The 22,013-nt window shown below is 42.9% G+C and carries 20 protein-coding genes; 8 read left to right on the top strand and 12 right to left on the bottom strand.

Features of this window, described 5'->3' with window-relative positions:
* The first annotated feature begins 10 nt into the window (after positions 1–10).
* From amaB to HKX40_RS07525, 4 genes are all read left to right on the top strand, one after another.
* The gene (gene amaB / locus HKX40_RS07510; RefSeq protein WP_171588961.1) at positions 11–1,516 is read left to right on the top strand and encodes an L-piperidine-6-carboxylate dehydrogenase; all 1,506 of its coding nucleotides are present in this window, start codon (positions 11–13) and stop codon (positions 1,514–1,516) included.
* Between the two features lie 133 nt (positions 1,517–1,649).
* On the top strand, positions 1,650–3,122 hold the full coding sequence (gene nhaC / locus HKX40_RS07515; protein WP_171588962.1) for a Na+/H+ antiporter NhaC: 1,473 nt from the start codon (positions 1,650–1,652) through the stop codon (positions 3,120–3,122).
* Between the two features lie 233 nt (positions 3,123–3,355).
* Positions 3,356–4,642, top strand: coding sequence for an L-pipecolate oxidase (amaA, locus tag HKX40_RS07520; protein ID WP_171588963.1), 1,287 nt, complete (start codon positions 3,356–3,358; stop codon positions 4,640–4,642).
* A gap of 25 nt (positions 4,643–4,667) precedes the next feature.
* Positions 4,668–7,574 carry an FAD-binding and (Fe-S)-binding domain-containing protein gene (locus HKX40_RS07525; protein ID WP_171588964.1) on the top strand — a complete coding sequence of 969 codons (2,907 nt, stop codon included), beginning with the start codon at positions 4,668–4,670 and terminating at the stop codon, positions 7,572–7,574.
* On the opposite strand, the gene HKX40_RS07530 is transcribed toward HKX40_RS07525, so the two are convergent.
* On the bottom strand, positions 7,571–8,266 hold the full coding sequence (locus HKX40_RS07530; protein ID WP_171588965.1) for a B3/B4 domain-containing protein: 696 nt from the start codon (positions 8,264–8,266) through the stop codon (positions 7,571–7,573). The genes HKX40_RS07525 and HKX40_RS07530 overlap by 4 nt on opposite strands.
* Positions 8,267–8,346: 80 nt before the next feature.
* Here HKX40_RS07530 and HKX40_RS07535 point away from each other — a divergent pair, with 80 nt between their 5' ends.
* Positions 8,347–8,916 (top strand): helix-turn-helix domain-containing protein, encoded by a 570-nt coding sequence (locus HKX40_RS07535; RefSeq protein WP_171588966.1) that lies wholly within the window; start codon positions 8,347–8,349, stop codon positions 8,914–8,916.
* A gap of 18 nt (positions 8,917–8,934) precedes the next feature.
* Here the strand turns inward: HKX40_RS07535 and HKX40_RS07540 are convergent, their stop codons facing one another.
* The 3 genes from HKX40_RS07540 to HKX40_RS07550 form a co-directional block, all read right to left on the bottom strand.
* Entirely contained in the window at positions 8,935–9,855 is a 921-nt protein-coding gene (locus HKX40_RS07540) for a LysR substrate-binding domain-containing protein (RefSeq protein WP_171588967.1), read from the bottom strand.
* A 49-nt stretch (positions 9,856–9,904) separates the two neighbouring features.
* A complete protein-coding gene (locus HKX40_RS07545) occupies positions 9,905–11,380 on the bottom strand; it encodes an MFS transporter (RefSeq protein ID WP_171588968.1) in 1,476 nt (491 codons plus the stop codon).
* 177 nt (positions 11,381–11,557) lie between these two features.
* On the bottom strand, positions 11,558–12,022 hold the full coding sequence (locus HKX40_RS07550) for a universal stress protein (protein ID WP_171588969.1): 465 nt from the start codon (positions 12,020–12,022) through the stop codon (positions 11,558–11,560).
* Positions 12,023–12,246: 224 nt separating this feature from the next.
* Between HKX40_RS07550 and HKX40_RS07555 the strand changes: the two genes are divergently transcribed.
* Entirely contained in the window at positions 12,247–12,783 is a 537-nt protein-coding gene (locus HKX40_RS07555) for a GNAT family N-acetyltransferase (RefSeq protein WP_171588970.1), read from the top strand.
* Positions 12,784–12,906: 123 nt separating this feature from the next.
* On the opposite strand, the gene dnaQ is transcribed toward HKX40_RS07555, so the two are convergent.
* Genes dnaQ through HKX40_RS07570 form a run of 3 tightly spaced genes read right to left on the bottom strand, consistent with a single transcriptional unit; the run spans position 12,907 to position 16,346 of the window.
* A complete protein-coding gene (gene dnaQ / locus HKX40_RS07560) occupies positions 12,907–13,632 on the bottom strand; it encodes a DNA polymerase III subunit epsilon (RefSeq protein ID WP_171588971.1) in 726 nt (241 codons plus the stop codon).
* On the bottom strand, positions 13,632–14,414 hold the full coding sequence (gene fabI, locus HKX40_RS07565; protein WP_171588972.1) for an enoyl-ACP reductase FabI: 783 nt from the start codon (positions 14,412–14,414) through the stop codon (positions 13,632–13,634). The genes dnaQ and fabI overlap by 1 nt, the downstream gene beginning before the upstream one ends.
* 33 nt (positions 14,415–14,447) lie before the next feature.
* Entirely contained in the window at positions 14,448–16,346 is a 1,899-nt protein-coding gene (locus HKX40_RS07570) for an LTA synthase family protein (RefSeq protein ID WP_171588973.1), read from the bottom strand.
* Positions 16,347–16,624: 278 nt separating this feature from the next.
* On the opposite strand from HKX40_RS07570, the gene HKX40_RS10805 reads away from it, so the two are divergent.
* A complete protein-coding gene (locus HKX40_RS10805; protein ID WP_281360244.1) occupies positions 16,625–16,750 on the top strand; it encodes a hypothetical protein in 126 nt (41 codons plus the stop codon).
* A gap of 207 nt (positions 16,751–16,957) precedes the next feature.
* Complete coding sequence (locus tag HKX40_RS07575) at positions 16,958–17,110, top strand: hypothetical protein (protein WP_171588974.1); 153 nt, start codon at positions 16,958–16,960, stop codon at positions 17,108–17,110.
* 94 nt (positions 17,111–17,204) lie between these two features.
* Here HKX40_RS07575 and tenA read toward each other — a convergent pair whose 3' ends face one another.
* The 5 genes from tenA to HKX40_RS07600 all read right to left on the bottom strand — a co-directional run bounded on the left by tenA (position 17,205) and on the right by HKX40_RS07600 (position 21,893).
* The gene (gene tenA, locus HKX40_RS07580) at positions 17,205–17,864 is read right to left on the bottom strand and encodes a thiaminase II (RefSeq protein WP_171588975.1); all 660 of its coding nucleotides are present in this window, start codon (positions 17,862–17,864) and stop codon (positions 17,205–17,207) included.
* Between the two features lie 22 nt (positions 17,865–17,886).
* Positions 17,887–18,834, bottom strand: coding sequence for an ABC transporter substrate-binding protein (locus HKX40_RS07585; protein ID WP_171588976.1), 948 nt, complete (start codon positions 18,832–18,834; stop codon positions 17,887–17,889).
* Positions 18,835–18,844: 10 nt separating this feature from the next.
* On the bottom strand, positions 18,845–19,591 hold the full coding sequence (locus HKX40_RS07590; protein ID WP_171588977.1) for an ABC transporter permease subunit: 747 nt from the start codon (positions 19,589–19,591) through the stop codon (positions 18,845–18,847).
* Positions 19,592–19,673: 82 nt separating this feature from the next.
* Positions 19,674–20,402 carry an ABC transporter ATP-binding protein gene (locus HKX40_RS07595; protein WP_171588978.1) on the bottom strand — a complete coding sequence of 243 codons (729 nt, stop codon included), beginning with the start codon at positions 20,400–20,402 and terminating at the stop codon, positions 19,674–19,676.
* 6 nt (positions 20,403–20,408) lie between these two features.
* Positions 20,409–21,893, bottom strand: a complete 1,485-nt coding sequence (locus HKX40_RS07600) for a DASS family sodium-coupled anion symporter (protein WP_171588979.1) — start codon at positions 21,891–21,893, stop codon at positions 20,409–20,411.
* Between the last annotated feature and the right edge of the window lie 120 nt (positions 21,894–22,013).

Here is a 22,013-nt window from a genome sequence, read left to right on the forward strand (position 1 = left end):
GGAGCAAACAATGAGCAATGCTGTTGTTAATGAATTACTAAATAAAATGGGGGTATGCCCTAAAAGCTACACAGAAGGAACGCTCTCTGTACGTTCACCTATTGATGGGGCAACTATTGGCACTGTTGTTGAACATACCGAGGCAGATGTAGAAACCCAAATTCAAAATGCCCAAAAAGCATTTGAGGCATGGCGCAAAGTTCCCGCTCCTCGTCGTGGAGAGCTCGTTCGTATTCTTGGCAATGTTTTACGTGAACACAAAGAAGACCTTGGTAAGTTAGTGTCACTTGAAGCAGGTAAAATCACTCAAGAAGGTCTTGGCGAAGTACAAGAAATGATTGATATTTGCGACTTTGCTGTTGGTTTATCACGTCAACTATATGGTTTAACTATTGCCTCTGAACGCCCAGGTCATCATATGCGTGAGACCTGGCACCCACTAGGCGTAGTAGGTATTATTTCTGCCTTCAACTTCCCTGTCGCTGTATGGTCATGGAATGCAGCTCTTGCTCTTGTATGTGGTAACTCTATCATCTGGAAACCATCAGAAAAAACTCCGCTTACTGCTTTAGCTTGCCAAGCCCTATTTGAAAAAGCAGTTGCCCAGTTTGGCAGTGATGCACCTGCTAACCTATCACAAGTCTTAGTTGGTAACAGCGTGATTGGTGATAAATTAGTCACTGACCACCGTGTACCTTTGATTAGTGCCACAGGTAGTACTCGTATGGGTCAAATCGTTGGTCCTAAAGTGGCGCAGCGTTTTGGCCGCAGCATCCTAGAGCTTGGTGGCAACAATGCCATGATTCTTGCTCCTAGTGCTGATTTAGACCTAGCTATTCGTGGCATCCTTTTCGCTGCTGTAGGTACTGCTGGTCAACGTTGCACAACATTACGTCGCCTTATCGTACACGAATCAGTAAAAGACGAAGTCTTAGCAAAAGTGAAAAAGGCCTACCAATCCGTCACTATCGGCAATCCTTTAGAGGGTAATCTTGTTGGTCCACTGATTGACAAACAAATCTTTGATCAAATGCAAAACATGCTTGAAAAAGCTCGTGCAGCAGGCGGTAAAGTGTTTGGTGGCAACCGTGTATTAGCTGACAAATACCCTGATGCCTACTATGTTGAGCCAGCCATTGTCGAAATGGATAGCCAAAATGAGGTTGTCAAGACTGAGACCTTTGCTCCCATTATGTATGTGATGACATACAAAGAGCTTGACGAAGCAATTACTATGCAAAATGATGTACCACAAGGTCTTTCTTCTTGCATTTTCACCAACGATATTCGTGAAGCAGAATACTTCCTTTCTGCCGCAGGTAGTGACTGCGGTATTGCCAATGTCAACATCGGTACAAGCGGTGCAGAAATTGGAGGTGCATTCGGTGGTGAAAAAGAAACTGGCGGTGGTCGTGAATCAGGTTCAGATGCATGGAAAGCGTACATGCGCCGTCAAACCAATACGGTAAATTACTCGCGTGATTTACCATTAGCTCAAGGTATTAACTTCGGTTAATCCTCCAGCTCCAGTATTGTTGATAGAGTGTCCTCTCAACCGATACTCTATCAACAACCCATAAAAATAAAGGCGAAAAGTAGTACTGCCACATCCCCCACATCAATGTTTAATCTGTTTGAGGAGACAAATCATGAGTGATCTGAATAATCCCACCAACAACCCAGCAAATGAGTCTCTGGGACTCCCCAAAAGCAATAATTTTTTACTAGACATTGCACCTCTCTTGCTTACTGTTATCATTATGGCAGTGCAATTCCTCTACTTTAAAGAGATTTCTGCTCATGTTCCCTTAATCATCGGTGTCATGATTACCGGCTTGTTTGTGCGCCTACGTCATGGCAAGTGGATGGACATGGAAAACTATATGTACAAAATCGTTAAGATTGGTCTTCCTGCTACCGTCGTATTACTCTCTGTTGGTGCACTTATCGCCGCATGGATTGTTGCTGGTACAGTCCCCACTATTTTGTACTATGGTTTTGGGTGGTTCTCTCCTGGCAGTTTTCTATTCTCAGTGTGTTTACTTTGCTCCATTGTGTCCGTTGCCACTGGTACTAGCTGGGGTACATTAGGCACTGTAGGTTTAGCTCTAATGGGGATAGGTGAGGGTCTTGGAATTCCAGCAGCAATGACTTGCGGTGCCATTGTATCTGGAGCATTCTTTGGTGATAAGATGTCCCCGCTTTCTGACACCACTAACTTGACTCCAGCAGTCGCAGAAATTGGTCTTTGGGAACATATCAAAGGCATGTTACCAACAACAATCCCTGCTATGGTTATCGCCCTTGCCATTTATGCTTATTTGGGTATGGACTATACCAATACCGTTGCTGATACCTCTCGTATTGATGCCATTCGTGACAATATGCTGGCACATTACAATATTTCTTTAATCACCCTTATCCCTGCTGTTGTGGTTATTGGTGCTGCCATCTTAAAATTCCCTGCACTTCCCACCTTGTTAATAGGAACACTCATCGCTTCGGTTATTGCTGTATTTTCTCAAGGGGTCAGTGTACATGAGCTATTTAAAATCCTATTAGATGGCTATAAATCAACAACAGGGCTTGAAATAGTGGATAAGCTCTTATCCAAAGGCGGTATCATGTCAATGACTTGGGTAACTGTATTGACTATTTTGGCCTTATCTTTTGTAGGCTCATTAGAGTACTATGGCACATTACGAGCCATCAAAGAAAAAGTCCGCAAGGTAGTTAAGGGACGTTTAGGTCTTGCTTTAACATCTTATGGAGTGACAATCGGTGTAGGGGTAACAACAGCAGACGTATATACGACATTAACCCTGTCTGGTCGTATTATGAAGGATCGCTACACAGACCTGGGCTATAGTCGTACTAACTTAACCCGTGCCACAGAGGACTGCGGTACACTCTTATCTCCGCTAATCCCATGGAACATGGGGGGAGCTTTCGTGGCTGGTGCTATGGGAGTGGCAACACTTACCTATGCTCCATACTCATTTGCTTGCTGGCTATCCCCCTTATTTGGTCTATTATGGGCAGTGACTGGGGTGTTCTTTCCTAAGGCGTCCAAAGCAGAACTTGAACATACCAATAAACCAGCTCACTGGGAGGGTGCATAATTGCTCTAGCCTCAGTGCTAGCCTAATTAGTGGTGCTATCTACCCATAGGATAACAAGCTCCTTAATAGAGCAAAGCCACTTGTTATTTGATTTCAATTAGCAAGTGGCGTAATCTCTACAGTGTCTTGACTAAAGGTCTGATTAATCCATCAGCCATTGAGTGAATACATTGTTTACAAACATTAAACTATTGCAGGTGACATTACTGCCATCAGAACCCAAGGAATTAGATATGTTGCAAGATAAAATCCTTTGGCCAACACTTGTTGACTCGATTGAACGCTTTCCCAAACTGACCAACCATTCTGTTGCCGATGTCTGCGTCATCGGTGGAGGTTATACAGGACTCTCTGCTGCGATTCACCTCGCTGAAGCAGGGCACCGTGTTGTATTGCTAGAGGCACACCATATCGGGGCGGGTGGTTCTGGTCGTAATGTAGGCCTAGTCAATGCAGGTACTTGGGCTAAACCAGACGATTTAAACAAGTATCTTGGAGAAAAGGCTGGCGAAAAACTCACAGCTGCTCTTGGTGCTGCACCCAAACTTGTATTTGATACTATTGACCGCCTTGGCATTGATGCTCAAGACACTCGCACAGGTAACCTACATATGGGACACAATGCTGCAGGAGAGGCAGATGTCGACGAACGTTATCGTCAACTTTCACGCCGTGGAGCCGATGTTGAGGTACTCACAGGAGCCAAATGTCATGAGTATTGCGGTACCACCTCTATTCAAAAGGCCTTGTTAGATAAACGTGCAGGTACTGTCAACCCCTATGCCTATGTCGTAGGTCTATCTAAAGCAGCCCACAATCTTGGGGTACTAATTTATGAAGATACGTCAGTTACGCGTATTGAAAAAGATGGTAGCCAATGGCGTGTCTGCACATCTAATGGTCAAATTAAAACAGATAAGGTCATCATCAGTACCAATGCTTACACAGAAGGTGAATGGACAGACATTCTCAAGACCATTTACTTTGTTTGCTACTATCAAATTGCCACTGAGCCTCTTGAAGGAGAGATTTCAAGAAAAATCCTTCCTTATCGTAATGGTTCTTGGGATACTCGCCAAGCGCTCTCAAGTATCCGACGAGACAAAGACGACCGTTTATTATTCGGTACTGTAGGTCTCTCAGAAAACAAAGAAAGCCTTTATGTTGCTTGGGCGAATACCATGCTAAAAAAGTACTTCCCTGAGCTATCTGGAAAAGCAAATTGGCAATATCGCTGGTGTGGTCGTTTCGGTTTTACAACTGACCATATTATGCGTATTTTTGAGCCAGCACCAGGTATCGTCGCTGCTACAGCCTACAATGGACGTGGTATTACAACAGGTACACTTTTGGGTAAAGCCTTTGCACAATACCTACAAGATGATAATCGAGATGCTTTGCCTCTACCTTTTACCAAATTGGAGGATAATATCATTTCCTTTCGTGGTCTTCGCTCTTCTTTGTATGATACAGGATTAGCACTCTACCATGCTGGACAGTGTTTAAAAATTATCGCCTAAACTTTTTAGTACCCTTTTTTACGCCATGAACCAAGTAACACAACGCTTTTTAGATACACTATGCACTCATTTTGAGGGGGATATTGACAGTAGCGATGCTGCCAGACAGGTTTTCTCTACCGACAACTCTATTTATCAAAGAGAACCCCAAGCTGTGGTGTATCCAAAAAATACACAAGACTTAATCCATATTGCTACTTTGATGCAACAAGAGGAGTTTCGCCAAGTCGTGATTACCCCTCGTGGTGGTGGAACGGGAACCAATGGTCAGTCACTCACAGACGGTATCATTGTAGATATTTCTCGACATATGAACCGCATTCTGCATATCGACCCAGTCAAACGTACCGCTCGTGTACAAGCAGGTGTAGTCAAGGATCAGCTTAATGCCGCACTGGCCCCCTATGGTTTGTTTTTTGCTCCAGAACTATCTACATCTAACCGTGCTACCATCGGAGGCATGATTTCTACTGATGCCAGTGGACAAGGAAGTTGCCGCTATGGCAAAACACACCATCATGTGTTGGAGCTATCAACTGTCTTAATTGGTGGTGAGGTGCTTGATTCTAAACCTCTTTCACGCAACAACTGGGAATCTGAAATTTCTGATAAAAGTGAGCATCAACAAGCACTCTATCGCCAACTTTTCCAGCTTGCTCAAGATAATCAAGAGATTATTAAGCGTAGTTTCCCTGTGCTTAACCGCTCGCTTACAGGATACGATTTACCCAACTTACTAACAGAAGATACTTTTAACATTAACAACATTCTCTGTGGTAGTGAGGGCTCTCTTGGCTTTTTAACTGAAGCAACACTCAATGTACTGCCAATTCCTAAACATAATCTACTCATTAACATTGGCTATACAGATTTCCAAGCAGCATTGCGTGATGCAAAAGCCTTAATGGCACTAGACCCACTTTCTATTGAAACGGTTGACTCTAAAGTATTGGGTCTAGCCAAGCAAGATATTGTATGGCAAAACGTAGCTCGTTATTTTCCCGAAACAGAGGTACCCACTCAAGGCATTAATCTAGTTGAACTCAATGCTGATGACCCAGCCACTTTACAACAACTTAAAGAAGCATTCCTAGATCACCTAAAAAATGATAATAGTGTTCAACGCCTTTCTATTACAGTGGCAGAAGGCAGCACTGAAGTGAAGCATGTATATGCCATGCGTAAGCGCTCTGTAGGTTTATTAGGTAATGTACAGGGTGAAAAACGCCCCCAACCTTTTGTAGAAGACACTGCAGTTCCTCCAGAAAACCTTGCTGATTATATTGCTGAATTCAGACACCTATTAGATAGTATGGGATTGGACTATGGGATGTTTGGTCACGTAGATGCCGGGGTTCTACATGTACGCCCATTAATTGATATGAAGGACGACAGTGCCGAACAAATCATCCGCAAAGTCAGTGATAAAGTAGTTGAGCTCACTCACCGCTATGGTGGAGTGATTTGGGGTGAACATGGTAAGGGACTACGTTCAGGTTATGCGCCTACATTTTTTGGAGCTGCCTACCCATTAGTCCAAAAAGTCAAAGGACTTTTTGACACCCGCAACCAGCTCAATCCAGGCAAAATTGCCACACCAGACACTATTCCTACAGCAAAATTAATCGACCTAACAGCTATTGATTTCAGAGGTAAACGCGACAAGCAAGTTTCCCCTAAAGACTGGACTGAGTTTGGTAGCATGATGCACTGTAATGGCAACGGAGCCTGTTTTAACTACGATTTAGACGATCCTATGTGCCCTTCTTACAAGGTCACCCGTAATCGTATTCACTCTCCCAAAGGTCGTGCAACTTTGATCAAGGAGTGGCTCCGTCGTGAGACCGTGCAACAAAACAGTGATACTTTTGATAAAGAAGTCTATGAAGCCTTACATGGCTGCTTATCATGTAAGTCCTGTGCAGGGCAATGTCCAGTGAAGGTGGATATTCCTGATTCTAAAGCACGTTTTTTAGAGCGTTTTCATACGAAGCACCCTCGCCAACGCCGTGATAGTGCCTTAGCTAACTTAGAAAAATTATTACCTTATATCGCTAAAGCTCCGAGTCTTTATAACACATTACAAGCCAACGCGTGGGTACAAAAAATCCAGCGTGAATATTTTGGTTTAGTTGCATCGCCTTCTCTGCATCCCTCATGTAATCTACGTTGGAGTGACTATGGTGCGATATTATTAAACCGTGATTTATCCAACTTACCTGCTAAAGCAACAGGTGTTGTCCTTGTACAAGATGCATTTACACGTTATTTTGATACAGACTTATGGATTGCCCTACTACGCTTTTTAGCAAAATTAGGCGTACAAGCCTATGTACTTCCTTATTTCCCCAATGGCAAACCTCTCCATGTACATGGTTATCTAGCAGAGTTTGAGGCACAACGTGCAAAAAATGAAGTCATTCTTTCACAAATCCAAGCTCGAGGATTGCCTCTTGTAGGCGTAGATCCAGCGGTGACTTTGACCTATCGCCAAGAATATCGCCGTCACTACGGGCATATTGAACCGAAAGGCAACTTCCATGTGCAGTTACTGCAAGAATGGCTAACAGACTGGATTAAAGACAAATCAGCACATGCTATGACCCAGCAAGAATATTATCTTGCTGCACACTGTACCGAGAAAACCCAAGTCCCTGCCGCCCCTAAACAATGGCAAGAAGTATTTGCTCATTTTGGTCTTAATCTTAAGGTGCTTAATTTAGGTTGCTGTGGCATGGCAGGTACCTATGGACATGAGGCAGAGCATCGCTCACAATCAGAAAAGCTCTACCAAATGTCATGGGCAGAAAAGAGTCGCCAACACCAAGACAAAATGCTGGCAACAGGTTACTCATGCCGTAGTCAAGTGAAGCTGGTTGAGCAACGTCGCATGAAACACCCTATTGAGGTATTAGCCGACATCCTACCTTAAGCCGTCTGTGCATCAATATAGTCTTGTTGAATAATCGCTGCTGGCATCATGGCACGGATTCCTGATGTCAGCATAGCGGCAGCACTTTCTAGCTCTGCAACAGGTAGCGTGCCGAGACTTTCCAAGATAAACCACATAGCACTATTGTCAATGCTTAAACGTGTTCTTGTCCCTTGCCGCCAATTCCAACGACGACAAGTCACCCCTTGATTATCATGCCAAATCACCTCTCCAACCTCTGGATTTTCAATAGCTGCGACTCCCTCTTTTACCGTATCAAAAATCTCTTTCCCAGAGGCAAAACCGAGCTGGGGTACACCCACATAAGCAAGACTATTTTCCCCTCCAACCGGGATAGCATAGCGAATGCTCACTGCATTATACAAATCAACAATAGGATCAATACTTGATAGTATGCCGTCTTTTTGTACTCGCTTAATAAGGGCCGCTGCTGAACAAGGTGTCCTTTTGGGCTTGGCTCCAAATTGCTGAAAAACTGTCGCCCATGACTGTAAATGTGCTTCTGCCCAAGCAGGAGGTGTCTGCAGATAATCAGCACATGCTTGCCGCAGGGCAGTAGCACCCACTTCTGCATCTACAACAGGACCTGCCTGTACATTTATACTGATTGCTTTAAAATCTGGGGCTAGTTGAAAAATTTCTGGGCTAATAATCGGTTTCAGTGTTATCATTGTACGCTCATTATGTCATCATTCATGAGCTTACATCATATCAATCATCGACCAAAAAAGTCAATATATCGACCGACACAATGGATACATCTTCTGTTAATATGGCTGTTGCCAACAAGATAAAAAACTATCGTCAACAACATAAACTTTCCCTTGATGTGTTGGCACAAAAAGCTGGCATTAGTAAAGGAATGCTAGTGGATATTGAAAATCACAAGGCAAATCCTAGCATTGCGACTTTATGTAAGTTGGCAATTGCATTGGGCATATCTGTCGCAGAGTTAGTTTCTCTACAAGAAATACCCACTATCCGCTTAATTTCTCAAACGGAAATGCCAGTACTGTGGAAAGGCACTGAGGGTGGTGAGGCGACCCTACTTGCAGGTAGCAAAGGTGCAACTATGATTGAACTTTGGCGATGGATACTCCAACCAGGAGAAAGTTATGTCTCTGCGGCTCACAGCCGAGGCACTGTTGAACTAGTCTATGTCCACAAGGGATGTCTCTGTTTTTCTGTGGGAAACCACCAACTCCGCATTAAAGCAGGACAAGCAGCTATCGGGACAACAGACCAACCTCACACCTATCAAAACACAGGAAAAACAAAAGTGGAATTCACCCTCAGCGTAGTAGAAACACCGAGTGATTAGTATATTTTCTCTATCTACTTAACCGACATCATCACTGGATGTCGGTTCATCCAACTGCTTCAAAATCCAATCCACCATAGTCTTGATATGTGGGGCATACTTCATATTTTGAGGATACACCATATAATAAGCACCATCTACCTGCAAACGGTATGGCCAAGCAATTTTCAATCGTCCAGAATCTAGCTCCTCTTTAATCAATAATTCGGGAACTAAAGCGACACCACACCCAGCTAATGCAGCATGAATCACCGCAAAAAACGAGTCAAATCGGGGACCTTTTAAAGTATCCTCGCATGAAATACCTTGATTAAACAAATACTCTGTCCAGGCACGTGGTCGAATACGTGATTGGATTAAGGTACACCCTTGGTTGCAAATCGCTTCTAAAGGAGGGACATCAATACCAGGGGCACAAACAGCAACAAAATCCCCTGACAATAACTTCACACTTTGCAAACCTGGCCATGTCCCACATCCATGCAGAAAACCAATATCCATATCACTATAGGCACGGTTACAAAAATCTCCTAACTCATCATGAATATCCAGATGAATATTTGGATGTGCGGCACCAAACCCTTTCAGCTTCTTCATCAACCAGCGCGACCCAAACGTCGGATGTGTCACAATACGCAATGTCGCTGCCTCACTCCCATGAGCAAGCACATTAAGCACAGAGTCTTCGATTTTACTGAGAATTTCACGTGTTTCTTCCAAAAACTTCTGCCCTACAGGAGTTAGGGTGAGCCGCTGTTTCTGACGAATAAACACCTCTGTTTCCAACACGCTTTCCAGTAGCGCCACCTGTTTACTCACGGCACTTTGCGTCATATGCAATTCTTTGGCTGCCTGAGTAAAACTTAAATGTCGGGCAGTAGCCTCAAAGCACTGCAAAGAAGAAGTACTTGGGTATTTTCTAAAAGGGATTTTCTTCATTCATTGTCTCGCCACAATCATACTATATCAAAAGTTAAAAACGGCAAAATTAACCCTCTTGTACCTTGTCATCATCACTGTTTTTGTGGTCTTGTACCTTATCCTCATTGCTGTTCTTACGGTCTTGTACCTTGTCATCATCACTGTTTTTATGGTTTACTTCGTCCTGTTTCTCCCATTTAAAGTCTTCCTCGTCAACAAGTAAATTAGGGACGATAGGACTAACAGGTGCATCTGCATTAAGTACCAAATCCTTTACCTGATCCATCACCGCAGGGTCAGTAGAAACATCTTGCTCAACATTAACTCGAGGATCCAGCTCATGCACAACAGGAGCAGGAGATATGTCAACCCCCATAGGAACGAACTGTGCATTCTCAATATTAGGACGATAATTGGCATGCATCTTACTCACAAATACCCCCATAACAAGTGCACAAGTGGCGACATAGACAATGTACATCTCTGCCCCCCCTATATCCATCAACCGACCAGCAATAATAGGTCCCAATGTTGCACCGATACTAAATGCAAGTAACAGCACTCCACTTAGTCCTACTCGTAGAGATTGAGAAACATGCTCATTAGCAAGGGCAACAGCCAATGGATAAAAAGTGAACTGAAGACAGCCCATACATGCAAAGGTAATTAACAGAAAAAGGTAACTAGGCTGTCCCAACAATATCAACGGAATGGTCGCCAGCATAAGTCCAAAAGAACTTACCCGCAACATGCGTAAACGGTTAAATCGGTCACTCAAATATCCCATAGGAGATTGGGCCAACAACCCCGTCAATACACAAGCAGACAACAAAATTGATACTTGCTCGGTATCAAGACTATTTTTTGCTCCATATACTGCTGCCAAACTATAAAAAGCACTGGTGATACACCCCCCTAACATCAATACCACCATAGGAACAGGCACCATTTTAAGATAGACACGAATATTTAAAGGAGCTTGTGATTGCAAAGTAGGGTGAACGCGATGAGTTAATGCGATAGGAATCAGTCCCAAACTCATCACCATGGCCACCGTATTCAATACAGAAATATCTAAGTTAGGAAAGGCACTAATCGCCATTTGACCAAGGATAATGCCCAAACTACTCATAATCATGTAAAACGAGAAAACCATCCCTCGATTATTGGCCTCTGCCTGATCATTGAGCCAGCTTTCTAACACCATATACTGGGTGACCATAGCAATACCCACAATGACACGGAATAACAACCAAACTTCCATCATATGGACGAGAGATTGTGTCAACGTCATTACTGTCACAATGGCTGCACTTGCCACATAAGCACGAATATGCCCAAAATGGCCGATAAGCTTATGCCCCACTCGCACACCTATCACCAAACCAAAGTAATAGGCAGAAATCAACAAGCCAATCCACGATTGAGAAACCCCGTCTTGTGTTAATCGGAGGGAGACGTAAGTATTGTAAAGACCCGTTCCTAGCGACAACAGCAAAATAGCAAAGTACAAAGAGGCAAAGGAGGTGAAAATCTTGACCATAATTGTGGGGGAAATATTAAAAATAAACAGAAGACTTCTGCATATCCTAGCATAAGCCCACAAGATGTGACAACTAGTGGTATCGTCAATCTAAAGAGGGGCAATGCCAATAAAAAGGCGTCTCTTTGCCATAAAGAAACGCCCTAAAAAAATATAAGGACAAACTGGAAACGTTAATTACGCTTCAGAACCCTCAGCACGATATACCAATACAGAAATAGGTGCCAAAGAAATTACTTTTGTAGTTACACTACCAAGCAATAAGCGTGACAACCCACTGCGACCATGCGTAGCAATATAAATTAAATCGCAACCATGCTCTTTAGCGGCTTCAATAATACCATCGGCTACATTATAGTTGGAAGTAATAACAGAAGTCACCTTGACCCCCGCTGCTTGTGCACGCTCTACAACAGGTTTCAAATACTCTTGCGCTTCTTTTTTAGCAGCCTCTTCATAGTCACCATCAGAAATTGCGTAGGAAGCCGCCATACCATCAAAACCAATCAGAGTAGAAAACGGTTGGGTTACGTTAATCGCTACGATTTCAGCACCCACTTGACGAGCAAAAGTAATACCTGCATTGGCCGCTAAGGCAGAGGTTTCAGAACCATCCACAGGAAGGATAATCTTTTTGTACATAATAAACTCCTAGAAAGCAACTATCAACTAACTCCACACCATGTGCGAGTCTCGTGTCTTGCTTTTTCTATTGTAAGCCAATTTAAAACTTTTTTTGATGACTGTAGAAATTAGCAACGATTTAGCCCCCCTAGACCTAAAAAAATTTTTTCAGATTTAAGTTCCTTATGCTACATGGTAAAATAAAAGGCTATATTTCAAATTTTTATTGATTTTGGGATACCATGACCAAGCCCCCTACTGTGCGTTTAGCAACTCTAAATGACATCCCTGCTATCCAAGCCATATATGCACATCATGTACTACATGGCACAGCCACTTTTGAAGAGGAAGTTCCCAGTGTAGAGGAGATGGCGCAACGCTTTCATCAACTCACCGACAATGGGTATCCCTATATTGTGGCAGAGATAGAGGGCAAAGTCTGTGCTTATGCTTATCTAGGTCGCTACCGCCCTCGTCGAGCCTATCGTTTCACCGTAGAAAATTCCATTTACATTGATAAAAACTTTACTGGTAAAGGGATTGGCACACTATTACTAACTGAATTAATTCGTTTGGCAGAACAAGGACCTTGGCATCTTATTATTGCAGTAATCGGTGATAGTGAAAACCATGCCTCTATTAATCTACATCAAAAACTTGGGTTTGAAATGGTTGGTGTAGAGCCTGGCACAGGGTTCAAGTTTGGACGCTGGATTGATACGGTGATTATGTACAAAAAAATCAACGGTGGTAATACATGCCTGCCTACCGCAGGCTAACTCTTGGTGGAAAACATAACAACAGTCTACTAACTCCCAATAAGTTCAGCAGACCCCCTCTTGGTAGAAAACATAACCACAATCTGCCTGTCGGGATTAGTTAATTCACTGAAAATACCACGATTAGGAAGCCTGCTCTACTGCCTCAGGCCTCCATAATGTTGGCCCTCCTGATGCTTTTTCCAGAACTTTGACATAGGCGTCGTGTGCCTCAAGCTCTTGTGCATCAGCATAAATCACTGGCAAATCAACATAAGAAAGAGCAGATATTTGCTGACTGACTGTAGTTTGGTGCTCTTCTTCTACTTCTTCTAAGCCAAGCCCAAACTGACCTCGCGTCATGGCAATGTAAACATCTGCTAGCAATTCTGCATCTAGCAACGCTCCATGCAGCACTCGGTGCTCATTAGAAATATTGAACCGAGAACATAATGCATCCAGATTATTTTTCTTGCCGGGAAATTGCTGTCTTGCCAGCTCTAAGGTATCAATCACCCCACTGACAAATGTCTCTAGTGGGGGGCGATTAAGCAAAGACAGCTCATGATTTAAGAATCCTACGTCAAACTTTGCATTGTGAATAATCAGTTCAGCTCCGCTGAGATAATCCACAATTTGCTGTACTTCATCAGCAAAACGATTATGTTGTGATAGGAATTCTGTCGTCAAACCATGGACACGCAATGCCTCCTCTTCACTATCCCTGTCTGGATTGAAATAAAGATGTAGGTTATTGCCTGTCAACTCACGGTTAATCATCTCCACACAACCTAGTTCAATAATTCGGTTGCCTAAAGAGATGTCAATACCAGTAGTCTCTGTGTCCAGTACGATTTGACGTATAGCCATTATGCCATCCCTGGGACAACAGTAGAGAAACCATTATCTACATGGATAATCTCACCAGTAATACCAGAAGCAAGATTAGACAATAAGAATGCAGCTGCATTGCCCACATCCTCGATAGTCACATTACGACGTAATGGAGCATTTTGCTCTACAGCGTCTAAAATAGTGGAGAAACCCTTGATTCCAGAAGCCGCCAATGTCTTAATAGGACCAGCAGAGATGCCATTAGCACGAATACCTTTGGGTCCCAAACTGCTTGCAACATAGCGTACACTAGCTTCCAGTGAGGCTTTAGCTAAACCCATGGTGTTGTAGTTTGCGATTGCTTTTTCTGCACCTAGATAGGTTAAAGTTAATAAAGCACCTTGATTCTTTTCAAGAAGAGGTAATGCTGCTTTTGCCAACGCAGGGAAACTATAGGCTGAAATATCGTGTGCTACACGAAAAGCCTCGCGGGAAATACCCTCTAAAAAATCGCCAGCAATCGCTTCACGAGGAGCAAAACCGATAGAATGCACAAGACCATCTAGACCGTCCCAGCGTGCAGACAAACTTTCAATAGCTTGTGTAATTTCCTCATCAGAAGACACATCACAAGGAATGACAATATCACTACCAAAAGTTTTGGCAAAATCAGTGACACGATCTTTGAAGCGATCACCTACATAAGTAAATGCCAATTCAGCACCCTGTTCATGGCAAGCCTTAGCAATGCCATAAGCGATAGAACGATCAGACAATAAGCCTGTAATTAAGATTTTTTTGTTTGCTAAAAAACCCATTGCTCTTTTCCTGTAAAAAGTTTAAATGCTATTTTACTTCCTAGAATGTAATTCAGGCAACGTATAAAGCCCTTTTTCATACATCAAGGTTGGCCAAATAGCATGTGCACGTGCCAATTCCTGCAGTGCAATATCTGACTCTAGTGGCACATAAGTAGCAGGAGCCTCATACCGCAGCTGCTGTGGCGGTAGTTTGGGTTGCAATACAGTAAGAATATCACCTTGTAAAAAACCATAGTTATCGTTGTATTGCATCATCGCTCTACCGCCAGCATCCGCATGTGTTAAATCCTGTCCTATCATAGGGTGAGAAGCACTCACACCAGCCAGTGATAACAAAGTCACCGGTAAATCCAACTGACTGACAATACGATTATCCGCCTTGGGCTCTACACCAGCACCTAAAATCAATGCAGGAATATGAAAATGACGTAATGGCACCAAGGTGTCCCCCCATACACGAGAATCATGGTCGGCCACAATTAAAAACAAGGTATTGTGCCAGTATGGAGACTGCTTGGCTTTCTCAAAAAACTGCCCAATACACCAATCCACATAGCGTACTGAATTTTCAACACTAGCAGGCTCTCCGACTGGTTCAATACGCCCAGCAGGATATTCCCAAGGTGTGTGATTTGTCACAGTAAAAGCAAGACTTAATTTTGGTGTTTCTAAATCATCCATGAGAACCTCATGTAATTTAGCAAACATATCCTCATCAGACACTCCCCAGGTTCCCTCAAAGGCAGGATTTGTAAAGCTCTCCCGATCATAAAGCTCTTTAAAACCATTACCTAGAAAGTAGGAGCGCATATTATCAAAGTGAGATTCCCCTCCATAGATAAAGCTAGAGCGATAGCCTAGAGGGTTTAATAACTGTGCCAAGGTAAAAAAACGCGATTGCGATTTTGTCAAACGAAGCACCGCATCTGACAGCGTAGGAGCAAAGCCACTACTCACCGCTTCCAAACCACGTACCGAACGTGTACCTGTGGCATAGCAACGATGAAACGCCCATCCCTCTTGCATAAGTTTATCAAAGCAAGGACTAAGATTTTGCCCACCTAGTCCACCAATATACTGCGCACCTAAGCTCTCTTGCACAATAAGCACAATATTCTTAGGACGTTGGTACGTTTGACTTGCTGTTTGAAAATGCCATGAAGGAATGTTTAATTCATTCTGTTCTGGTGTAATGCCTGCTGCCTGATTGACTAACTGATAGACTTTATCTTCATCCATATTTTCATAAGCATCTTTGGCTGAACGCTCATTTTTAATGCTATACACCGCATAATAAACACTATAAAGTGAGTTTAGTGGCAAAGTGTTCACCATGCTATCACCGCAATACGCCACCGTTGATGGATTAATAGGGCGGTGTTGTAGCGTACCACGAATCATCAATGTCACTACCGCAGCACTCACGAGAAACTCTACTATCTGCCACAATAATGATGTACTGCCCAAACTAGCAGCAGGTGCTTTGAATAAATACAATGCCCCCCACATCAATAACACTACGCCTAATGTCCCAATAATAACAATGGTCTTAAACCCCTTCCACAACATACCCACAACTTCTTGAGGATGTTTTAAATAATCCACAAACAAACGATTGGGTCGTGTGTCATATTCCATAATAAACTGGGCACTTGCCACTTCAGGAATCAGTAGACATAGACTTGCTACACATAACCAGACCGCATTGATTTGCTGTGCTAATAAATTACCATCCAACCAAGGAGCAAAGAGTAGGGATGGAATCACCAGTTTGCCCAAGGTGGCCAAATCAATACGTAAGCCACCAATGAATAAAGGGGCAAGTCGATACTTTTTCACACGCTCAAACTGCCAACACACCAATCCTAGACGAGAAAGATTAAGTACAATCAGGGAAGCAATAAAAAAAGTAAATATCTGTGCGTACATAGGCGTTTTTCTGAATAATGACGGGCTTCATTCTATCATTAATAAGTTCGAAAACAGGCACTTTCTCTCTTTTCACTGAAAGGAGTGGATTGAAAGAGATTGCTTTTCTCTCAAACACCGCCTCATGTTCACTAGCACAAAAAAAAGCCAAAGCATTTTCTTGGCACAGAAGTCCCCACCAAGAATAGTTGACTAAAGTTTGGTGTTTTTTATTTTTTGTGTTATAGTTAATGAATCCTTTGGATAGATGGGTATTTAACTATTATTATTTTTGAGACATGCTTTTTACTTCCCATCTTGCTACTCTTGCTGAGCTTTATGAAGCCTTTATCGCTTTACAGCCCTTAATTAATCAACTTCGCACAGGCTTAGCACCTGCAAATATCCAAGGATTTCAGGAATAACAACCCTCTCACGACACTTAATTTTTTCATATTCCTGACATATATATCCGTTAATCTTGTCACTGTGTTGATAATCGACCAAGTCACTAGGCAAGCTATCTTGTCTACATGGTTTGTCCACTTGTCTTCACATCTTATTAAGGACTTTTTGCTTAATAAGACCTTGATTAACACTTCCAATAATTATTTTTAAAAAGGAACTTTTTTATGAAATTATTAAATCGTTTACGTCATGAATTCTCTGGTCAAGTTGCTGCTCGTGCAGTCAAACAATCCGGAGCAAAAAAACCTAGCAAAGCGGCATTAGCTTTACTTCCCAAGCTAGTCCCCGAGGCTACTCTAAAAGCTAGCTTACGCTAAGCTCTCCATGAGAACACTACCGTTCTCTCTATTTTCTTTAATGAGCTAAGGGCTTAAAAGAAATAGGCCCTCAGCTTGATTCATCATTAGACCATCAAGGAAGTTGGTGTAAACCCATCTCCCAAAAGGCCGTTTCCATACGAGTTGCAGTTCTAAAAATCTCTATCAACCGCTGCTGCTGTGCTGGCGTTGTATCAGTTGCCATCTGTTCAAGATGGTCTTGAGCCAACTGTACTGCCTCTCGATATTCTGGACTAGCATACATCTCAATCCAAGGACGATAGGGATTGTTATCCAACACCGTAAAAGGCTGTTGCATTATCCAATCGACAGATTCCGCATACCCTACTAGGCAGGGCATCAATGCTGTATGCAGCTCCAATAAGGAACCTCGCAGACCACAATCCAAGACATAACGTGTATAAGCCACACACGCACTTGCCTCTGGTTCTTTAATCAGTTGTTCCTCAGCAATACCCCAATCACGGCAATACTCAATATGCAACTGAATCTCAGTATCCAACATGGCATTGACACCAGCCTGTGCATAGCGCATTTGCGGAAAATCCTGGCTTTTATAAATTGCCAACCCCCAGGCCCGAGTAAAGTGTAATAAGAACAAGTAGTCCTGTTTTAAATAATATTGGAAACTCTCTTTTGGCAAAGTACCCATAGCAAGCTGACGCAAGAAATCATGCTGCGTATATGCCTCCCAGTCTTGTTGTACCGCTTGTTTTAACTGATTAAAGAACATTGCCCTTGCTCCTTGGTGCTGATTAAGGCTCGATAGCATAGCTGTCTACAGTTGGAGCCTTTTTAATCAATTTTTTATCCAACATAAACTGAGCAAAATGCTCATACTTTGCCTTGTCTAGTTTTGCAGCCTGCGTTGCTAAATAAGGTACCGTATCTTTCCAGGCACGACGATTTAAATCAGTATTTAATTCCTTGGGTTTATAACTAACAAAATCTGACCAAGCCTGCTCTGGATGAGATTGAATAAATGCCACTGCTTTATCTAAAGCAGCATCAAAGCGCTTCCACTTGTCTGCTTGAGTTCGTTGCTGATTGTTTACCACAAGAATAAGCTCTTCATAGCTAGGAATACCATAATCCTCAACAAAAAATGCACGCCCGGGGTGCCCCTCAATATCCATCTGATTAAGCTCAAAGTTACGGAAAGCACCAATCACTGCATCCGTTTTCTTGGCAATAAGGGAAGGAGATAAAGACCAATTTACATTAATCATTTCCACATCTTTAGGATTCACACCACTATGGGTCAACATGGTCGTTAGCAACACATCTTCAAAACCACTAACCGAATAGCCTACTTTTTTACCCTTTAGGTCTTTAAGATCCTTAATATCACTATCGGCTAGTACCACCACAGAATTAAGCGGCTTACCCACCAGAGTACCTACCCGTGTCAATGGCAAACCCTCATCAATTTGTACATGTAGTTGCGGTTGGTAAGTCACTGCCATATCTGCCTTACCCGTTGCCACTAGTTTAGGAGCCGTCGATGGGTCGGCTGGCTCAATCATCTCAACATCTAGCCCCTGCTCTTTAAAGAATCCTTTTTGCTGAGCGACAACTAATGCGGCATGGTCTGGGTTAACAAACCAATCTAGCAGTAACTGTACCTTTTCAGCAGCATAAACCGACTGAACCGCTCCCAATAAAACGGTACCTGCAAATACTGTTTTTTTAATCAATTTCATCGCATCTCCTTTAGCGGTGTTGAACCCATGGCATTTTTCTGCGTAGAAATACATCAATGCCAAAATAAAGTAATAAAGCCATAAAAGCTAATACCAGTAGACAAGCAAACATCACATCGACCTGCATACGTGCATTAGATTGCAACATAATATACCCTAATCCTGCACTAGAGCCGACCCATTCACCAATAACGGCACCAATCGGGGCGACTGTTGCAGCCACTCTCAACCCTGATGCCAATGAGGGCAATGCAGCTGGTAAACGAATATGCCATAGTTGCCTCCATTTGTCTGCTTGCATGGTAGTAGCCAAATCAAGCCAATCCTGTGGGGTTTGACGCAAACCATCATAGCATGCAGAGGTCACAGGAAAGAAAATAATCAAACTTGCCATCACAATTTTAGAGGTTAAACCATAGCCAAACCATATCATTAAAATCGGTGCTAAGGCAAAAACAGGAATCGCTTGACTAACAACCAAAATAGGCAATAACCAAGGTCGTATAGGTTTAATCACTTGCAAAAGTAAGGCACTGATAAAGCCTAGTCCACAACCGACAATCATGCCTAGTACAATTTCTAGTAAAGTTACACCAGCATGCTCCACAATAAGCTCACGACGCTCTATCATGGTTTCAAAGACTAGCCAAGGACCAGGAAGAATAAACTTGGGAAGCTGTGTTGCCCACACAATGCCCTGCCATAATATGAGCAGACCCAAGGTAATTATGAAGAATCTGAAAAGTCGATGTCTCACTTCTACTCCCTTAATAGATTATGACTTTTATAGGTAATATTTTTTAGCTTTAATCTGTATACCCTCTCCAGGATATTCTCCCCTAACCCCCTCTTTGCATCATTTTTAGCAACTGATTCTGCCAATACAATACTTCTTCATCATCAATCGCTCGCGGAGTTGCCGAAGCAAGTTGTACAACCTGCTGTAGTGTAACAGGATTACTATTCATCAGCCATATCGTTTGACTTAAACGCAGAGCCTCTAAAGGGTCATGCGTCACCAAAATCACTGTCTTATCAGCTAATAGTTCAACAAATAAGGACTGCACTTGTAATCTACTAACCACATCCAAAGCAGAAAAAGGCTCATCAATCAGGACAATAGGTTTATCCTCTATCAGCGTCCTTGCTAGGGCTACTCGTTGACGCTGTCCACCAGACAGCTGTGCAGGCAATCGGGACTCAAACCCAGCTAACCCCACCTGATCTAGCAGCTGTTGTGCTTTAGCAATAATCTCTGCAGTTTTTGTTTTCCTAAGCGTATATCCCAAGCAAATGTTATCTAAAACATTAAGCCAAGGCAACAACAAGTCATCCTGAGCCATCCAAGCCACGCGATGGCTTAAAGAGGTATTGTCATCTGCCAGAATCTCACCCGCTACAGGCTCAACAATACCTGCGATTACCTTAAGCAAAGTACTTTTACCTACTCCAGAGCTACCTAAAATACTATGCCACTGCTTGGGTGCAAAATAAGCATTTAAATCATCAAAAAGAGATTGTTGCTCATAACGCACCCATAAGTGTTTGAGTGAGATTCCTGTTGTCATTGCTAGTTAAAGGACACCAATCCATTGCCAATAAGTTGATGCCAATAATAACATGAGAACATAACCAATCAATGTCACCACAATACCCACACGAGCAAACTGTTTGGCATCGAAAGTCTCTGTACCCAGGCATACCATGTTCTGTGGTGCATTAACAGGCAGAATAAAACCATAGCTCACAACAAAACCTAGTACCATAGTCATACCAAGACGATTAATCTCGCCAGGCAAACTTTGTAATAGAGAAATCATGATAGGAATCATTGAGGATGACAAGGCTGTCGCACTTGCGAAACCGAGGTGAATCACAATAAGGAACGCCGCCAAAATTGCAAAAATCACGACAGGACCAAATGAATCAATATGGGTTTTCTCAATAATTTGATGCCCCAACCAAGCACCCGCTTGTGTTTGCAAAATGGCAGTCCCCAGACTAATACCCACCCCGAATACAATAACTGTTCCCCAAGGTACTCGTGATTGAATATCTTTCCAGCCAATCACACCAATTTTAGGGGTTAATAAAATAGCCAAAGCTACTGTTGTTGTCGCTGTCGTATTGTAGGTATGCAATTTCCCCTCTGTCGCCCAGAAAGCAATTAAGCCCAGAGTTACCAGCAACAAGCGTTTTTGTGCTGAAGTCATAGGACCAAGCTCAGCAATTTGCTTACGCACAGTCTCCTTACCCCCTTGTAATGCACTCATTTCTGGGGGTAAGAATTTCATCACCACTACTACAAGTACTATAGACATTACTACAGACCAAGGTAAAGCAGCAATTAACCAATCAACCCAAGCCACTCGCTCACCGAGCATTTTTTCCATAAAGCCCACAGTAAGCAAGTTTTGTGCAGCAGCAGTTTGAATGCCCACATTCCAAATACTGATGCCCTCAGCCACCACAATCATTAAACCAGCGGCAAGATTAGAACGTTTATCTACTCCATAAGCAGCAATAATCCCTAGCACAATAGGTAGCATAGCCGCACCACGCGCTGTCGCACTCGGCACAACAAAGCTAAGCACAATAGTCACCAATACTGTACCCATAAAAATAGCGCGCGTTGTTGTACCCACCAAATTCATGGTGCTTAATGCAATACGTTTATCCAATCCAGTATATGTCATGCAGGCAGCCAAGAACAAAGCCGCAGCGACAAGGGCTAAGCCTGAATTACCAAAACCAGTCAATGCCAAGTTCATCGAGGCAGACGTACCCCACAGCTTATCGGGATTAGTCAGACTAGGGGACGAACCCACAAGAAATACAATTAAACCGATAATCATAATAGAGCTTGCTTCATAAGAAACCGCTTCGGATACCCATACCACTACCGCAAAAACAAGTACCGCAAGGATTCTATGGCCGGCAACTGGCAAACCCTCTGGGGTAGGCAACAATAAAATGCCAATTAGCACTAAAAAGCCGATGATTAGACCCAATGGGAATTTACCCGGTCCCCAAAATGACGTTTTTTCTACCTTATCCATATAACATCACCATTTTCAAAATTAAGTGGAAAACTCCATTATTGATACACTCAATACGCAAAGATTTCTATGCCAAACACTAAAAAGTCCCTGCGTTTCATAACGCAAAAAGGCGAACAC

The sequence above is a fragment of the Pelistega europaea genome, assembly GCF_013133775.1.
GTDB classification, from domain to species: Bacteria; Pseudomonadota; Gammaproteobacteria; order Burkholderiales; family Burkholderiaceae_B; genus Taylorella; species Taylorella europaea.

Excerpts from the sequence above, each read along its gene's own strand:
- amaB (WP_171588961.1), top strand. The coding sequence starts at position 11 with ATGAGCAATGCTGTTGTTAATGAATTACTAAATAAAATGGGGGTATGC.
- nhaC (WP_171588962.1), top strand. The coding sequence starts at position 1,650 with ATGAGTGATCTGAATAATCCCACCAACAACCCAGCAAATGAGTCTCTG.
- amaA (WP_171588963.1), top strand. The coding sequence starts at position 3,356 with ATGTTGCAAGATAAAATCCTTTGGCCAACACTTGTTGACTCGATTGAA.
- HKX40_RS07525 (WP_171588964.1), top strand. The coding sequence starts at position 4,668 with ATGAACCAAGTAACACAACGCTTTTTAGATACACTATGCACTCATTTT.
- HKX40_RS07530 (WP_171588965.1), bottom strand. The coding sequence starts at position 8,266 with ATGATAACACTGAAACCGATTATTAGCCCAGAAATTTTTCAACTAGCC.
- HKX40_RS07535 (WP_171588966.1), top strand. The coding sequence starts at position 8,347 with ATGGATACATCTTCTGTTAATATGGCTGTTGCCAACAAGATAAAAAAC.
- HKX40_RS07540 (WP_171588967.1), bottom strand. The coding sequence starts at position 9,855 with ATGAAGAAAATCCCTTTTAGAAAATACCCAAGTACTTCTTCTTTGCAG.
- HKX40_RS07545 (WP_171588968.1), bottom strand. The coding sequence starts at position 11,380 with ATGGTCAAGATTTTCACCTCCTTTGCCTCTTTGTACTTTGCTATTTTG.
- HKX40_RS07550 (WP_171588969.1), bottom strand. The coding sequence starts at position 12,022 with ATGTACAAAAAGATTATCCTTCCTGTGGATGGTTCTGAAACCTCTGCC.
- HKX40_RS07555 (WP_171588970.1), top strand. The coding sequence starts at position 12,247 with ATGACCAAGCCCCCTACTGTGCGTTTAGCAACTCTAAATGACATCCCT.
- dnaQ (WP_171588971.1), bottom strand. The coding sequence starts at position 13,632 with ATGGCTATACGTCAAATCGTACTGGACACAGAGACTACTGGTATTGAC.
- fabI (WP_171588972.1), bottom strand. The coding sequence starts at position 14,414 with ATGGGTTTTTTAGCAAACAAAAAAATCTTAATTACAGGCTTATTGTCT.
- HKX40_RS07570 (WP_171588973.1), bottom strand. The coding sequence starts at position 16,346 with ATGTACGCACAGATATTTACTTTTTTTATTGCTTCCCTGATTGTACTT.
- HKX40_RS10805 (WP_281360244.1), top strand. The coding sequence starts at position 16,625 with ATGCTTTTTACTTCCCATCTTGCTACTCTTGCTGAGCTTTATGAAGCC.
- HKX40_RS07575 (WP_171588974.1), top strand. The coding sequence starts at position 16,958 with ATGAAATTATTAAATCGTTTACGTCATGAATTCTCTGGTCAAGTTGCT.
- tenA (WP_171588975.1), bottom strand. The coding sequence starts at position 17,864 with ATGTTCTTTAATCAGTTAAAACAAGCGGTACAACAAGACTGGGAGGCA.
- HKX40_RS07585 (WP_171588976.1), bottom strand. The coding sequence starts at position 18,834 with ATGAAATTGATTAAAAAAACAGTATTTGCAGGTACCGTTTTATTGGGA.
- HKX40_RS07595 (WP_171588978.1), bottom strand. The coding sequence starts at position 20,402 with ATGACAACAGGAATCTCACTCAAACACTTATGGGTGCGTTATGAGCAA.
- HKX40_RS07600 (WP_171588979.1), bottom strand. The coding sequence starts at position 21,893 with ATGGATAAGGTAGAAAAAACGTCATTTTGGGGACCGGGTAAATTCCCA.